Genomic DNA, 15,724 nt, shown 5'->3' on the forward strand with positions numbered 1-15,724 from the left:
CCCGCTCGGCCGCTGAGATCATGCTTCCGTGCGGCCCGGCATCCCCTGAAGAGCAGGGGATGCCGGGCCGCAGCGCGGGTTGCGCGGATCAGGCCGCGCGAGAGGTCACTCGACCGTGACGGACTTGGCCAGGTTGCGCGGCTGGTCGACGTCATAGCCCTTGGCCTCGGCCATGGCGGAGGCGAAGATCTGCAGCGGCACGGTGGCCAGCAGCGGCTGGAGCAGCGTGGGCGACTGCGGGATGCGGATCACGTGGTTGGCGTAGTCCTCGACCGAGGTGTCGCCCTCCTCCGCGATCACGATGGTCTCGGCACCGCGGGCGCGGATCTCCTGGATGTTGGAGACGACCTTGGAATGCAGCGAGTCGCGGCCGCGCGGGGATGGCACGATCACGAAGACCTTCTGGCCCGGCTCGATCAGGGCGATCGGACCGTGCTTCAGCTCGCCGGCGGCGAAGCCCTCGGCGTGGATGTAGGCGATCTCCTTGAGCTTGAGCGCGCCCTCCATGGCCACCGGGAAGCCGACGTGGCGGCCCAGGAACAGCACCGAGGTGGTCTCCGCGAAGTCCTTGCCGAGCTGGCGGAGCTGGTCCTCTTCGTCGATGACGGCCTGGACCTTCTCCGGCATGGCCTGGAGCTCCTCCAGGACGTCCTGGATCTCGTCGGCGAACATGTTGCCGCGCAGCTGCGCCAGGTACAGGCCCAGCAGGTAGGCGGCGGTGATCTGCGCCAGGAACGCCTTGGTGGAGGCGACCGCGATCTCCGGGCCGGCGTGCGTGTACAGCGAGGCGTCCGCCGCACGCGGGATGGAGGATCCGTTGGTGTTGCAGATCGCCAGGACCTTGGCGCCCTGCTCCGAGGCGTGGCGCATGGCCATGAGGGTGTCCATGGTCTCGCCGGACTGCGACAGCGCGACGACCAGGGTCTTCTCGTTGACGATGGGGTCGCGGTAGCGGAACTCGTGCGCGAGCTCGACCTCGGTGGGGATGCGGCACCAGTGCTCGATCGCGTAGCGGGCGACCTGGCCGGCGTAGGCGGCGGTGCCGCAGGCGATCACGACGATCTTGTCGACGGAGCGCAGGACGGACTCGTCGATGCGCAGCTCGTCCAGGGTCAGCTTGCCGTTCTCGTCCAGGCGGCCCAGAAGGGTGTCGCGCACGGCGGCGGGCTGGTCGTGGATCTCCTTGTCCATGAAGGACGGGAAGCCGCCCTTCTCCGCGGCCTCGGCGGACCACTGGACCTCGAAGGGCTTGCCCTCGGAGGGGGCGCCGTCGAAGTCGGTGATCTCGAAGCCCTCGGGGGTGACCGTGACGATCTGGCGGTCCTCCATCTCGACGGCGGACTTGGTGTGATCGATGAAGCCCGAGACGTCGGAGCCCAGGAAGTTCTGGCCCTCGCCCACGCCGATGACCAGCGGGGAGTTCAGGCGGGCCGCCACGATGCGGTCCGGGTGGTCGACGTGGATGGCCAGCAGCGTGAAGGCGCCCTCGAGTCGGGCGCAGGCCAGCTGCATGGCGCGGGTCAGGTCCTGGTCGGCCTGGTTCTCGTAGATGTCGGCGAGCAGGGAGGCGGCGACCTCGGTGTCGGTCTCCGACACGAAGGTGTACCCCTTCTCGGTCAGCTCGCGCTTGAGCTCCACGAAGTTCTCGATGATGCCGTTGTGCACGACGGCCAGGCGGCCACCGGCGACGATGTGCGGATGCGCGTTCTCATCGGTGGGGCCGCCGTGGGTGGCCCAGCGGGTGTGCCCGATGCCCAGCGGGGACATCGGCAACGGGTTCGCCGCGAGCTCTGCATCCAGAGCGGCGACCTTGCCGGCCTTCTTGCGCACCTCCATGACGCCGTCGGCGAGCACCGCTACGCCGGCGGAGTCATAGCCGCGGTACTCCAGACGACGCAGTCCCTCCAGGACCACGTTCAGAGCATTCCGGTTCTCATCGACCTCGGGGGCGCGCCCGACATATCCCACGATTCCACACATGCCGGGAATGCTACCGCAAACCTGCGCCCGCACACCGGTGTCGGTGCAGGCAGCGGGCACCGGCCTGCGACGACAGGGCCCCGCCTCCGTCACACGTCGTCGCGCGCTGCTGCGCTCCCGTCGCGCTGCGTCGACGACGACTGCCCCCACCCCCATCCCCCGAAGGGGCAGGAGCGGGGGCCGGCGAGGCCGCGGTGATCAGGCCGCGGCGAAGACCTCGGACAGCGCTGGGAACAGCGGATGCTCCTCGGCGATGCCGGTCAGGTCGGTGACCAGGGCGTCGGTGGCCTGACGATCGCCGCGTGCGGCGGCCAGGCGGGCCTGCAGCTCGGCGGACTCCGGGTCCTCGGGGACGTCGAAGGCCAGGGCCGCGGCGACGGCAGCCACGAGGGCGTCGGCGCTCAGACCGCGCTCGGCGAGCTCGGCGGCCGGGCCGACGAAGCGCTCCGTGCGCGAGATCTTGCGCAGCGGGGCACGGCCCACGCGCTCGACGGTGTCCGGCAGGTGCGGGTTCGTGAAGCGGGTGATGATCTTCTCCACGTAGGCCTGCTGGACCTCCGGCGCGAAGCCGAACTTGGCCACGAGCAGCTCCTTGGTCTCGGCCAGCACGGCCTCGACCTGGGAGCGGACCTGGGCATCGGCCAGGACGTCGGAGATCTTGGTGATCCCCGCCTGGCGACCGAAGTACGCGGTGGCCGCGTGCCCGGTGTTGACCGTGAACAGCTTGCGCGTGATGTACGGCTCGAGGTCCTCGACCCAGGTGATGCCCGGGACGTCCGGGGTCTGGCCCTGGAAGGGACCGGACTCGACGGCCCACTCGTGGTAGGTCTCCACGGTGACGTCCAGGCCCTGGCCCGGCGCCTGATCCGGCACGATCCGGTCCACCGCGGTGTTCGCGAAGATCGCGACCTGATCGGCCTCCGGGTACGCGGCGCGGATGGCCTCCGCCAGCCCGTGGGTCGCGTTGATCGCGTTCTCGCAGGCCATGACCGCCACGCGGCCCTCGACCCCGGCTTCCGCGCGGGCGCGCAGGCCCTCGGCGATGGTGGGCGCGATGATCTGCAGGACGCGCGGTCCCACGGCGGTGGTGATCATGTCCGCCGAGACGATCTGCTCGCGCAGCCCGTCCAGGTCGGAGGCCGAGTTCACCCCGGAGAAGCCGGTGACCTCGTGATCGCGGGCGCCCTCGCCGACCTCGTGGACCACGTACGAGTCCTGGTCGTTGATCTGCCCGATCAGAGCGTCGGCGACGTCCGCGAAGACCAGCTCGTATCCGGCCTCGTGGAGCAGGACCCCGACGAAGCCGCGTCCGATGTTGCCTGCGCCGAAGTGCAGTGCCTTCATGAGTTCACCTTTCCGAAGATGTCGAGGATCTCCTCCGGAGTCTGCGCCGCCTCGAGCTGGGCGATGGTCTCCTTCTTGGAGAAGATCTTGGCGATCTTGGACAGCAGGGCCATGTGGCCGCCGTCCGCACCGGCGATGCCGATCACGAAGCGGGTCTCCTTGCCGTTCCAGTCCACCGGCTCGTCGTAGCGGATGAAGGACATGGCCGACGTGCGGATGGCCTCCTTCGCCTCGTTCGTGCCGTGCGGAATCGCCAGGCCGTTGCCCATGAACGTGGACACGGACTGCTCGCGCTCGTGCATGGCCGTCACGTAGGACTGCTCGACGGCGCCGACCTCGACCAGCAGGGCGCCGGCCTGGTCGATGGCCTCATCGCGCGAGGCGGCCCGGCCGTCCAGACGAATGGTCTGGGGCGTGAGCACCTTCTGGTCGTCCTGGTGCTCGGCGGCCTCGGAGGCCGGCGTGGGATCGGTCTGCGATCCGGCCGGAGCGGCGACGGCGGTCGCGGTGCCTGCTCCCGCACCAGCTGCGGCGGCGCTGCCCGAGGTGCCCTGCTCGGCCGGGATCTCAGCGGAGCCGGCCGAGCCGCCCTGACGCTGCTCGCGGATGAGCTCGACGATCTCGTCGTAGCGCGGGGACTGCATGAAGTTGTCCACCGTGACGTGATGCGCCGAGGGCGTGGGGGTCGCCGCGCGATCGGCCAGGTCCTCGTGCGAGACGAGCAGGTCGTACTCGTCCGTGAGCGAGTTGATGGCCTTGTTGACCACGGTGACGTCGCCGCCGAAGCCGGCGTCCTTGATCTTGCTGCGCAGGACCGAGGCGCCCATGGCGGAGGAGCCCATGCCGGCGTCGCAGGCGAAGACGATGGCCTTGATCTCGGGGATCGAGCCGGCGGAAGCACCTGCAGCGCCGGCGGCGCCGCCGGCTGCGAACATACCGCCCACGGAGGACTTCTTGCCCTTCATGGCCTCCATGTCGGCGGCCGCCTTGGCCAGGTCGCCCTCGTCGCTCTTGGACATGCGCAGGATGGCGCAGGAGATCGCGGCGGAGACCACGGTGGCGGCCAGGAAGCCCAGGATCACGCCGAGCATCTGGGCGGGCGGGGCGTTGCTGATGAGGAAGATGATCGAGCCCGGGGCAGCCGGTGAGCGCAGACCCGCGTCGAAGAGCAGCTCCACGAGCACACCGGACATGCCGCCCAGGATGGTCGCGATGAGCAGCTGCGGCTTCATGAGCACGTACGGGAAGTAGATCTCGTGGATGCCGCCGAAGGTGTGGATGATGGCCGCGGCCGGTGCGGAGCCCCGCGCCATGCCCTTGCCGAAGATCATGTAGCCGATCAGCACGCCCAGGCCGGGGCCGGGGTTGGCCTCCAGCAGGTAGAGGATCGAGTAGCCCTGCTCGAGGGACTGCTGGGTGCCCAGCGGGGTCAGGATGCCGTGGTTGATCGCGTTGTTCAGGAACAGGATCTTGGCTGGCTCGATCAGCAGCGAGGCCAGGGGCAGCAGCGAGCTGTCGATCAGGAACTCGACGGCCGCACCGGCGCCCGCCATGAGGAGCAGCATGATCGGGGCCAGCAGGAACATAGAGGCGATCGCCATGATCGCGCCGATGATGCCCGCGGAGAAGTTGTTGACCAGCATCTCGAAGCCGGTGGGGATGCGGGGCACGGCCCACTGATCCCACTTCTTGATGACCCAGGCCGACAGCGGGCCCATGATCATGGCGCCCAGGAACATGGGCGAGGCGGGGGCGTCGCCGATGAACACCGGAGAGGAGGTCGCCAGGATGACACCCATGGTGCCCACTGCGCCCACGACGCCGCCGCGGACATCCGCCACGAGCTTGCCGCCCGTGTAGGCGATCAGCAGGGGCAGCAGGTACGTGACCATGGGCCCGACCATGGAGCCGATCTTCTCGTTCGGCGTGAAGCCGGCCGGGATGAACAGAGCGGTGATGATGCCCCAGGCGATGAAGGCGCCGATGTTCGGCATGATCATGGAGGAGAGGAAGGTGCCGAACTTCTGCACGCGGACGCGCGCTCCGCCCTTCTTCTTCTCGGTCTGCGCGGGGGCAGACGCGGTGGCGGTGGTGGACAAGGGACTCCCCTGGTGTTTCAAGTCGCCTCGCCTCGAGGGGCAGGGCCTGCAAGCGGGGCTCACGGACCGGTCTCGAAGGCAGAGTCGAGCGGTGGTGCGGTCTCCGGTCGGAGGGCGCGGAAGGCGTCGGTCTCGACGCGCGTTCGGTCAGCTGGTGGTGCGCTCGAGATGAGCCCCACAAGGGGCAGTGCCCGGATGCTGCCCACAGACTAATGCCCCGCGTCACATCCGGGAACACGCTGAAGCACATCTGACGCACTGGCCGTCTCGGATGTGTCCACAGGCTGCAGCGCAGGCACGAAGGTCCGAGGGCGAGCCCGCATCGGTCCGGGCACGACGACGGGCCACCCTCCCCTGCGGCGGGGAGAGCAGCCCGTGGAGCCGACGACTGCGCGGTCAGTGCAGCGCGTCGGCGATGATCAGCAGAAGATCACTTGACGCTGGTGCCGGCGGAGCCCAGGTTCTCGCAGGCCTGGACCACGCGGGCGGCCATGCCGTCCTCGGCCTTGGCGCCCCAGACGCGGGGATCGTAGAGCTTCTTGTTGCCGACCTCGCCGTCGACCTTCAGCACGCCGTCGTAGTTGGCGAGCATGTGACCGGCGACCGGGCGGGTGAAGGCGTACTGGGTGTCGGTGTCGACGTTCATCTTGATGACGCCGTAAGACACGGCATCCGAGATCTCCTGCTCGGAGGAGCCGGAGCCACCGTGGAACACCAGGTCGAACGGGCGGTCCTTGCCGTACTTCTGCCCGACCTCGTCCTGGATCTGCTTGAGCAGCTCGGGACGCAGCCGCACGTTGCCCGGCTTGTAGACGCCGTGGACGTTGCCAAAGGTCAGTGCCGTGATGTAGCGGCCCTTCTCGCCCAGGCCCAGGGCCTCGACGGTCTTGATGGCGTCGTCGGTGGTGGTGTAGAGGGTGTCGTTGATCTCGCCGACGACACCGTCCTCCTCGCCGCCGACGGCGCCGATCTCGACCTCCAGGACGATGTGCGCCTTGCCGGTGCGCTCGATCAGGTCCGCGCCGATGCGCAGGTTCTCGTCCAGGTCGATCGCGGAGCCGTCCCACATGTGCGACTGGAAGATGGGGTCCTCGCCGCGGGCGACGGCCTTCTCCGACTCCTCCAGCAGCGGCAGCACGAAGCCCTCGAGCTTGTCCTGCGGGCAGTGGTCGGTGTGCAGCGCGATGTTGACGTCGTACTGCTTGGCGACCTCGCGGGCGAAGGCGGCGAAGGCCAGCGAGCCCACGACCATGTCCTTCTTGGAGGAGCCGGACCAGTAGGCGGCGCCGCCGGTGGAGACCTGGATGATGCCGTCCGAGCCGGCCTCCGCGAAGCCGCGGATGGCGGCGTTCAGGGTCTGGGAGGAGGTGACGTTGATCGCGGGGTACGCGAAGCCCTTCTCCTTGGCGGTGTCCAGCATCTGGCCGTAGACGTCAGGTGTGGCGATGGGCATGCCTGGCTCCTTCTTCCTCTGGAGGATCTCCGGACGGACGCTGAGCTGCGCGGCCCGGTACGTGCTCCCTCCAGTCTAGGCCGTGCGCTCTCGCGGCGGCAGGCTCCTGCACCCGGTGGCCTCAGTTGCCGGTCGCGGCCGGGTCCACACGCAGCACGACGCCGCGATGCGGCTCCAGCACGATCGAGCCGCCCACGGTCCGACCCTGCCCGTCGACGAGCCCAGGAGGCAGATCGATCCGCCGCCGGCGTCGTCCGTCCTGGTTCAGGTTCACGGCGGCGAAGCCGTGCGCGAACCGCCGCTGCCAGACGTGCCGATCCCCCTGCGGCTCCTCGAGGGGGGCACCCAGGTCCATGTCGAGCTCGGGGACGTGCTGGAGCTTGGAGTAGTCGTCGTGGCCGGTGGCCGAGTAGGCACCGCGGCCCTCGCCGAAGATCCAGAAGGCCGCCAGGCCGTACAGGAAGTTCGGGTGGGTGTCGGTGCCGTCCGTGGGGACCCGCAGGATCGACAGCCCAGGCCCGGCAGCCTGGGGCAGCTGTGCCTCGGCGGTGACGGGGTCGAACAGGTCGGTGGGGCTGTAGCCCAGCCAGACCTCCTCGAACCCGCCGCCCCAGCGCGCGTGCTCCTGCCAGCGCCCCGGGGTGCGTCGCGATTCGGCGATGTTGGGGATCAGGACCCTGCCGTGGGCCTGCAGCCCTTCCCCGGCGGCCGCCACGAGCTCGCCCAGGGCCTCGCGGATCTGCGCCATGGACTCGATGCCGCGCAGCGGCAGGTCCAGGCCGTAGTAGTCGTCGTAGACGTCGTTGTCGGCCATGACACCGTCGAACGGCGAGTCGGCGAGCTCGTCCACGACATTTCGGACCCATCGCTGCCGATACCGCGGATCCCACACGGCCATCTGCCAGTGCCCCGGATAGCGCTGCCACTCGATCCGTGATCCGTCCGGGCGCCGCGCGAACCAGTCGTCGCCGGCGTCCTCGGCCTCCGCGTGGGAGACGCCCGAGGAGTGGACGGGCCCGGGCTCGTAGGAGCGCGTGGAGGACAGGCACTTGTAGCAGATGACCGTCATCTCCGGGCGGCGGCGCTTGAGCTGCGCCGCCGCCTCGAGCTCCCAGGGCTGCAGGATCGCTGCCCGGTAGTGCTCGGCCGCGAAGTCGAGCTCCTCCGGGCGCAGAGGCTCGCCGTAGCGGATCCAGGCCCCGGCACCGCTCACCGGCGCCGCCCGGACTCGCGGATCTCCGCGAGGTCGAACACGGTGTCCAGCTGCGAGACCGCGGACTCGTCGGCCTGCTGGGCCGCAGCGGCCAGCGGGCCGTCCACCGGGTCGAGCAGCTCGTAGTCCTCGAGGTACAGCGAGGCCGGCACGCGGCCGGGGATCCCGCCGAGCATCCGGTAGAGCTGGTTGTAGGAGGCCATGACCTCGTGCAGCTGGAAGAAGTTCTGCACGCGGTCGCGAGCGGTCTGGCTGTAGGCGCGATAGCGCTCGGGATCGCTGATCACCGCGCGGATGCCGTCGGCCATCATGCGGGTGTCGCCAGCCTCCACGAGCTGACCGCAGGGGCCGTAGACCTGATCGTCGGCGCCCTTGAGGTCGTCCCAGATCAGCTGCTGCATGCCGCCCACGTTGGTGCCCACGGTGGGGATGCCGGCAGCCATGGCCTCCAGGACCACGATCGGCTGGCCCTCGTTGTAGGACGGCAGGACCAGCAGGTCGAACTCGTGCAGCATCTCGCGCACGTTGACCGTGCCGTAGATCGTGACCATGTCCTCGAGGTCCAGGGCCTTGATCTTCTGCAGGCACATGTCGCGATAGCCCGGATCGTGCTCGGTGGGGCCCAGCACGTGCAGGTGCACGTTGCCGTGCCCGGACTCGCGCAGCATGGACATGGAGTCCAGCAGGTCGAGCAGGCCCTTGATGGGCACCAGGCGGGCGATGTAGACGAGGTTCCAGGTGTGGCTGGACGGATCCGCGAGCATGGACTGCATGGCCTCGGCCCGGGCCATGTACGGGCGCTCGAACTCGTCGATGACCATGCCGTTGGGCAGCACGACCGCCTTGTCGATGTCCGAGCCCAGCGAGGCTGCCTCGGCGATCGCCGACGGGTAGAGGTAGGTGACCACCTTGGCCGACGGATAGCAGAAGTGGCCCATCTCGATCCACCAGGCCATCCAGGCCCGCTCCTCGGCGGAGACGTCGAAGGTGCGGTAGTCCCCGGAGGCGATCGGCAGGGCCATGTTGCGCCCCAGCAGGGTGTTCACGGTGTCGCGGACGTACAGGTTGTGCTCGGTGAGCAGGAAGGACGTGCCGTGCTCGCGCGCCGCGCCCGCGGCCATGAGCGAGGCATAGCCGGTCGTGTGCGCGTGGTAGACGCGGGCCCGCGGCATGGTCTCGCCCAGCACCGCATGCGCCAGCGAGAAGTAGTTGCGCAGCAGCCAGAACGCGTCCGACAGGGACATCCCGAGCCCCGGCAGGCGGCGGGAGACGCCCTCCATGAACTCGCGGGTGCCCAGCAGCGCCCACAGCGGGTACGTGCGGGTGGACTCGAGCATGCCTTCCTCGAGCAGCTCCCACAGGGGGCCGTCCTCGCGGCGCTCGGACAGGGCCTCCAAGGCGTCGAAGAGCCGCTCCACGAGACGGCGGCGCTCGCTCGGGCTCATGCCCAGGGCCTCGGGGCGCACCGAGGAGAAGTCGTGGCGGTGCTCGTCGAGGGCCAGGAAGACCGGACGGACCCACTTCACGTTCGACGGGACGTCGTAGAGATCCGTCAGCGGGGAGTTCGAGTCCCAGGCGATGTGGATGATGCCGAACTCGATGTCCGGGTTGCCCACCACGATGTCGTGCACGACGGCCGAGACGCCGCCCTTGAGGTAGGGGTAGGTCGACTCCATGACGATCGCGACGTCGACCTCGGGGTAGTCCCCGCTGCGGGCGGCGACGGCCGGGATGGACATATCGGTCGAGGGCGTGCCGAAGTCGGGGCGACGGCGGCCGAGGGCGCTGGTGAGGTGGTCGAGGATGCTCATGCGGAAGTCTCCTGTGCGGCGATGCTGCGCGGGTCTGGGGGTACGGCGGACGACGGGGCGTCGGCAGGCGGGGCCTGCAGGGGGTCGGCGCGCGAGAGCCCGGCGCCGACCCGAGGGGTCACCAGGCGACGGCGTGGCGCCAGAAGAGCGTGTACTCCGGCTGCGACCAGTGCCGCTTGTAGAGGACCCAGGCGATCGCCACCAGGACCAGGTCGGCCAGCAGGACCACTCCGTAGGCGCTGAGCACCGGCAGCGCCGCGAAGGACAGCGCGAGCACGGCGATGTGGACGGCGCCCAGGGACTGCGGGGCGAACCGCTCGCCGATGTAGTCCAGCTCGTAGCTGAGCATGGTCAGCATCAGGAAGCACCAGGACGACAGGGCGACGACGACGGCGAGCATGAGCTGCTCGGGGAAGATCGAGCCCAGCACCAGGGAGCAGGCCAGGGTGAGGACCATTCCCAGGGCGCCGGTGCGCAGCACCGAGCGGTCGATCACGCGGGCCAGGCGCCCGGAGGTCGAGACCAGCTCGTTCATGGACTCGCCCTGGATCGCGGCGTGCAGGCCCTGGATGGACTTGTCGACGGCCGGGGCGAGGTTCACGAAGTAGAAGTTGTAGGCCAGCACGGCGGGCAGCATGGCCATGAAGACCACGATCACGTGGAAGCCGCCGTCGGTGCTCAGGAAGAGCACGAACTTGTCCGCCCACAGCACGGCGCCGAGCAGCAGGCCGCGCACGAGGTCCTTGGCCACGTCCTGGTGCGCCAGGCGCTGCATGGCCGCGAGGTGGCGCAGGTTCCCGCGGATGAACCAGAGCTGGGTCGCGGCCGCGGCCAGCGGCGGCAGCCACACCCAGGTGGGGGCCACGGCCAGCGCCAGGGCGTAGGCGGCCCAGGCGGCAGCCCAGTGGCCGCGGTTCTGGCCCACGTTGGCGATCACGAGCGACTGGACGAACAGCAGGTGCAGGAGGCACAGCACTCCGTAGAGCCCCACGGCCTGCAGGTTCCACCCGGTGGCCAGCCACAGGGGCACGGCGAAGAGGACGACCAGCGGCATGGACTGCACGAACATGGGCAGCCAGCCCTGGCAGAACCGCCGTGCGATCCGGTCCATGTCCTTCTCGGCCATCATCTCGGCGATGCCGCGGTAGGCCGGCATGCAGGCCGCCTGGGCGAGCCAGGGGGTGGTGATCGAGCTGGCCAGGATGATGTGCGTCAGCGAGACGCCCGCGAACTCCTGCTGGGAGATCGTCGGCGAGACCAGCGGGAACACGATGTTCAGCAGGATCAGCGGCGACAGGTAGAGCGCCAGGGCCACGCCCTGGCGCATGGTGCCCGCGCTCTCGTGCTCTCCCACGATCGCGGAGTTGAGCCTGGTGCTGGGCATGGACATCACGGTCACCAGGCCGATGACCACGCCGGCGGCCAGGACGATGCCGCGCTGCCCCTGGGGGACGCTCGGCAGCAGCAACGGAACGGCCAGCGTGGCCAGTGCCGCGACGGCGATGGTGATGATGCGTCGACGGCTGTAGGCGTCGTGAAGGACTTCGGACACGGTGGCCATGGCTCTCCCCGGAAATCGTGCGCCGACGAGATGACATGCCTGCGGACCCCCCGGTCCTCACGGACTCCCCGGTCCGCTGAGCTGTCAGACATTCCTGCGGGAATGGTCGTCGCGCCCCTCAAGAATGGGCCGAGACGACGGGAGCATTCCCGTCTTTTCGCGGTGACCTGCCTCACGGTTCCCCCCAACCAGGGACGATGAATTGTCATAGAGAAAGGTCATGCCCGCGATCATGCGGATCGTTCATTTTCAGGACACGACCGCGATCACACCTGTTCGCGTTGGTCGCAGCGGACTATGACGTGTTGCTACGCGCCGGTACGATGAATTCGCACTTATATAGAGGCCATAGCAGTTCTAGAGAGGCAGGTCTCAGCTCCCACCAGCGGGGATCTGCCCGTGGACATGCCGTCGGATCCACGCATGCATCGTCACGGCTGCCGCGGCACCGGCATTGATCGAGCGGGTCGAGCCGAACTGCTCGATCGCCACGGTGGCCGCTGCCGCCTCCAGGACCTCGGGCGAGACGCCGGGGCCCTCCTGCCCGAACAGCAGGACGCAGCGCTGCGGCAGGTCGAAGAGCTCGAGCGGCTCGGAGCCTGCCACGTTGTCCACCGCGATCACCGGCAGCCCCTCCTGCCGGGCCCAGGCCAGGAACTGCTCCGTGCTGGGGTGGTGGCGCAGATGCTGGTAGCGATCCGTCACCATGGCCCCGCGCCGGTTCCAGCGGCGGCGCCCGATGATGTGCACCTCCCTGGCCAGGAAGGCATTCGCGGTGCGCACCACCGAGCCGATGTTGAAGTCGTGGCCCCAGTTCTCGATCGCCACGTGGAAGCCGTGGCGCCGCTCGTCGAGGGCGGCCACGATGGCCTCCAGCCGCCAGTAGCGGAACTCGTCGACCACGTTGCGGCGGTCGCCGTGGCGCAGCAGCTCGGGGTCCCAGTGCTCACCGTCCGGCCATGGGCCCTCCCACGGGCCGACGCCGACCTGGTGCGGCCCGTCTTCCGCCGGAGGCTCAGTCAAGCCCGAGCTCGTCCTTGCCGAAGGCGTACAGGCAGGGCACCCCGGCGGATTCCTCGATGCGCTCCTTGGCGCCGGTGGCGCGGTCCACGATGATCGCGACAGCGACCACCTCCGCCCCGGCGCGCTGCAGCGCCTCGACCGCGGTCAGCGCGGAGCCGCCCGTGGTGGAGGTGTCCTCCACCACGACGACGCGGCGGCCCTCGACCGAGGGGCCCTCGACCTGGCGCCCCATGCCGTAGGACTTCTGCGCCTTGCGCACCACGAAGGTGTCGATGGGACGCCCGGCGTCTCCGGCGGCACGCATGATCGCCGAGCCGACGGGGTCGGCACCCATGGTCAGCCCGCCGGCGGCGTCGAACTCGATGCCGGCGTCATCCAGCAGCTCCAGCATGACCTGCCCCACCAGACGGGAGGCCTCGTGCTGCAGGGTCACGCGGCGCAGATCGATGTAGTAGTCGGCCTCCATGCCGGAGGCCAGGGTGACCCGTCCGCGCACGACGGCGAGCTCGACGATGAGCTCGCGCAGCCTCTCGCGAGCTGCGGCGGAATCCGGGGCGGTCTGCGTCTGAGTGGTCATGGTGGAGATTCTAGGCGGCGGGGCAGTCGTGGCCCGGGTAGCGCAGCCCGATCTGGGCGCGCATCTCATCCAGCAGCTCCATCTGCCGCAGGGTGTCGGCCCACGGCATCACGGGCGATTCCTGCAGGCCCTCCTGGACGCAGCGGGTGGCCTCGCGCATCTCGTAGCAGTACCCCGCGCCCTGGACCTCGAAGCTCTCCTCCCGGCGGCCGCCCTGGAGATCGACCACGGTGAACGAGGCCGGGCGGTGCATGGGCGAGGCGATCTCGATCGTGCCGTCCTCCCCGGAGATCACGGCCCGGCGCGGGCCCTGGGACAGCAGGGACACGGTCATCTGCGCGCCGCCGTGCTCGGTCTGCAGGCAGATCTGCGTGAGCCCGTCGACGTCGCCGCGGAAGACCGCCGAGGCGCTCAGCCGGGTCGGCTCCCCGAGGGCCAGCCACGGCCAGTGCAGGGCGTAGCAGCCCATGTCGAGCAGGGCTCCGCCGCCGGCGTCGACCCGCCACAGGCGATGCTGGTCGTCATCGGGGCCGCGGAAGCCCAGGTCCGCCTGCACCCAGCGGGGACGCCCGATCTCCCCGGAGTCCAGGATCTCGGCGATCCGCCGTCGCACCGGCAGGAAGCGCGTCCACAGCCCCTCCATGAGGAACAGCCCGCGCTCCCGAGCCAGTTCGATCGCCTCCCTCGCCTGTGCGGCAGTCATGGTGAAAGCCTTCTCGCAGACCACATGCTTGCCCGCCTCCAGCGAGGCCAGCAGGTGCTCGTGATGCTGCCCGTGGGGCGTGGCGATGTAGACGACGTCGACCTCCGGGTCGGCGAGCAGCCGCTGCATGCCGTCCGCACCGCCACAGGCCCGTTCGATCCCGTGCTCGGCGGCGAAGGCCTCTGCGGAAGCGGCGGTGCGCGAGGAGACGGCGACCATGCGGGCATCGGCCAGGGCGGCGATGTCCGGCACGACCTTGCGGGCGATGGCTCCGGTGGAGATCACGCCCCAGCCCAGGGTGCGGCCGGTGGCGGTCAGGACGGGATCGGAGGCGCTCATGGAGGCCATGGTGGCACGCGGCACCGACTCAGCGGATCCGCCCGGCCTCCAGATGCAGGATGCGATCGGCCAGCGCGCGGGCGTCGTCCGGGTCGTGGGTGACCACCACGGCGGTGCGGACCTCGAGCAGGCGCGCGAGCAGCTCGCGCAGGTCCTGCGAGCCCTCGGCATCCACGGCCGCCAGCGGCTCGTCGAGCAGCAGCACCTCCGGCTCGGCTGCCAGGGCGCGGGCCAGGGCGACGCGCTGGGACTGCCCGCCGGAGAGCTCGTGGGCGCGGCGCCGGGCGAACTGCTCGGTGCCGGTCGCCTCGAGCCAGCGGCGGGCCCGTCGGCGGGACTCGGCACGGCTGGCCCCAGCGCTGCGCGGGCCGAAGGCGACATTGTCGAGCACGTCCAGGTGCGGCAGCAGCAGCGGGTGCTGGGCCATGAGGGTGATCCGGCGTCGATGCGGCGGGACCCAGAGGCCGCGGCCCCGCAGATCCATCAGCCGGCGCCCGCCGAGCTCGAGGCTGCCCCGATCGGGCACCAGCAGCCCGGCCACCACCTCCAGGATCGTGGACTTCCCGGAGCCGTTGGGGCCCCTCAGAGCGACGGTCTCCCCGTCGGCGACCTCGAAGGCGACGTCGAGCCCGCGCTGGGCGAGCGCGAACTGCACGCGCAGGCTCACGAGCGCTCACCGCCGGAGCCCAGCGGGGCGGCGGCAGGGACGGGGTCGCGGGGAGCGTCGCTGCGGGGCTCGCCGTCCAGGGCATGGGCATCGCGAGCGCGGGCGGGCCGCGCCCGTTCGAGCTGCCGCGGCGCGGACAGCCCCACGATCAGCACCGCGACCAGCACCAGCACGAGCGCCAGCGCCACGGCCGCCTGCGGATCGGACTCCCGCTGCAGATAGATCTCCAGGGGCAGGGCCCGGGTGACGCCCTGCAGCGACCCCGCGAAGGTCAGGGTCGCGCCGAACTCCCCCAGGCACCGGGCGAAGGCCAGGACCGCGCCCGAGCCCATCCCCGGCAGCACGAGCGGCAGCGTGACCCGGCGCAGCACGGTCGACGGCGAGGCCCCCAGGGTGGCGGCGATCGCCTCGTGCCGATCACCGGCGCTGCGCAGGGCGCCCTCGACCCCCACGACCAGGAAGGGCAGCGCCACGAAGGTCTGCGCCAGCACCACCGCAGCCGTGGAGAAGGCGATCTCGATCCCGAGCGCCTCCAGGTGGCGCCCGAGCAGCCCGACCCGACCGAAGACGTAGAGCAGCGCCAGCCCGCCCACCACGGGCGGCAGGACCAGGGGCAGCAGCACGACCGAGCGCACGAAGCGGTGGCCCGGGAAGCTGGTGCGCGCCAGGATCAGCGCCATCGGCGTGCCCAGCACCAGGCACAGCGCGGTGCTCACGGCGGCGGTGCGCAGGCTGAGCCACAGGGCATCCAGCGAGGCCTCGGACGTGATGAGCGGCCAGAGCCGCCCGGGCTCGATCCGCAGGATCATCCCGAGCACGGGCAGCACGATCAGCAGCGCGCCGACGACGGCGGGGATCAGCAGCCAGCCGGGGAGGGCCAGGCGGGGGCGTCGGGCCCGCGGGGGCCTTCCTGCTCCAGCCATCCGCCGCGCTCTTCCCCGGCTCGCTGCTCGG

General features: G+C 70.2%; 12 protein-coding genes. All 12 read right to left on the reverse strand.

The window, feature by feature from the left end:
- Window positions 1–105: 105 nt before the first annotated feature.
- Window positions 106–1,980: a glutamine--fructose-6-phosphate transaminase (isomerizing) gene (gene glmS / locus RF645_RS05010; RefSeq protein ID WP_058872000.1), complete on the reverse strand. Its 1,875-nt coding sequence runs from the start codon at window positions 1,978–1,980 to the stop codon at window positions 106–108.
- Between the two features lie 198 nt (window positions 1,981–2,178).
- Window positions 2,179–3,324 carry a mannitol-1-phosphate 5-dehydrogenase gene (locus RF645_RS05015; RefSeq protein ID WP_058871999.1) on the reverse strand — a complete coding sequence of 382 codons (1,146 nt, stop codon included), beginning with the start codon at window positions 3,322–3,324 and terminating at the stop codon, window positions 2,179–2,181.
- Window positions 3,321–5,423 (reverse strand): PTS mannitol transporter subunit IICBA, encoded by a 2,103-nt coding sequence (locus RF645_RS05020; RefSeq protein ID WP_058871998.1) that lies wholly within the window; start codon window positions 5,421–5,423, stop codon window positions 3,321–3,323. The genes RF645_RS05015 and RF645_RS05020 overlap by 4 nt, the downstream gene beginning before the upstream one ends.
- 430 nt (window positions 5,424–5,853) lie before the next feature.
- Window positions 5,854–6,876, reverse strand: a complete 1,023-nt coding sequence (gene fbaA, locus RF645_RS05025; RefSeq protein ID WP_058871997.1) for a class II fructose-bisphosphate aldolase — start codon at window positions 6,874–6,876, stop codon at window positions 5,854–5,856.
- A 121-nt stretch (window positions 6,877–6,997) separates the two neighbouring features.
- Window positions 6,998–8,089 (reverse strand): putative glycoside hydrolase, encoded by a 1,092-nt coding sequence (locus RF645_RS05030; RefSeq protein WP_058871996.1) that lies wholly within the window; start codon window positions 8,087–8,089, stop codon window positions 6,998–7,000.
- Window positions 8,086–9,900 carry a GT4 family glycosyltransferase PelF gene (gene pelF / locus RF645_RS05035; RefSeq protein ID WP_058871995.1) on the reverse strand — a complete coding sequence of 605 codons (1,815 nt, stop codon included), beginning with the start codon at window positions 9,898–9,900 and terminating at the stop codon, window positions 8,086–8,088. Before pelF ends, RF645_RS05030 begins: the two co-directional genes overlap by 4 nt.
- Before the next feature lie 118 nt (window positions 9,901–10,018).
- Window positions 10,019–11,461 (reverse strand): hypothetical protein, encoded by a 1,443-nt coding sequence (locus tag RF645_RS05040; protein WP_058871994.1) that lies wholly within the window; start codon window positions 11,459–11,461, stop codon window positions 10,019–10,021.
- Window positions 11,462–11,833: 372 nt separating this feature from the next.
- A complete protein-coding gene (locus RF645_RS05045; RefSeq protein WP_006214141.1) occupies window positions 11,834–12,484 on the reverse strand; it encodes an RNA methyltransferase in 651 nt (216 codons plus the stop codon).
- The gene (gene pyrE, locus RF645_RS05050; RefSeq protein ID WP_006214140.1) at window positions 12,477–13,061 is read right to left on the reverse strand and encodes an orotate phosphoribosyltransferase; all 585 of its coding nucleotides are present in this window, start codon (window positions 13,059–13,061) and stop codon (window positions 12,477–12,479) included. Before pyrE ends, RF645_RS05045 begins: the two co-directional genes overlap by 8 nt.
- 10 nt (window positions 13,062–13,071) lie before the next feature.
- Window positions 13,072–14,103: a Gfo/Idh/MocA family protein gene (locus RF645_RS05055; RefSeq protein ID WP_024289675.1), complete on the reverse strand. Its 1,032-nt coding sequence runs from the start codon at window positions 14,101–14,103 to the stop codon at window positions 13,072–13,074.
- 28 nt (window positions 14,104–14,131) lie between these two features.
- Entirely contained in the window at window positions 14,132–14,770 is a 639-nt protein-coding gene (locus tag RF645_RS05060) for an ATP-binding cassette domain-containing protein (protein ID WP_006214138.1), read from the reverse strand.
- Window positions 14,767–15,693, reverse strand: a complete 927-nt coding sequence (locus tag RF645_RS05065; RefSeq protein ID WP_006214137.1) for an ABC transporter permease — start codon at window positions 15,691–15,693, stop codon at window positions 14,767–14,769. Before RF645_RS05065 ends, RF645_RS05060 begins: the two co-directional genes overlap by 4 nt.
- Window positions 15,694–15,724 lie beyond the last annotated feature (31 nt).

Origin of the sequence: Kocuria sp. CPCC 205260, assembly GCF_040981045.1 — a bacterium.
GTDB lineage: Bacteria > Actinomycetota > Actinomycetes > Actinomycetales > Micrococcaceae > Kocuria > Kocuria palustris.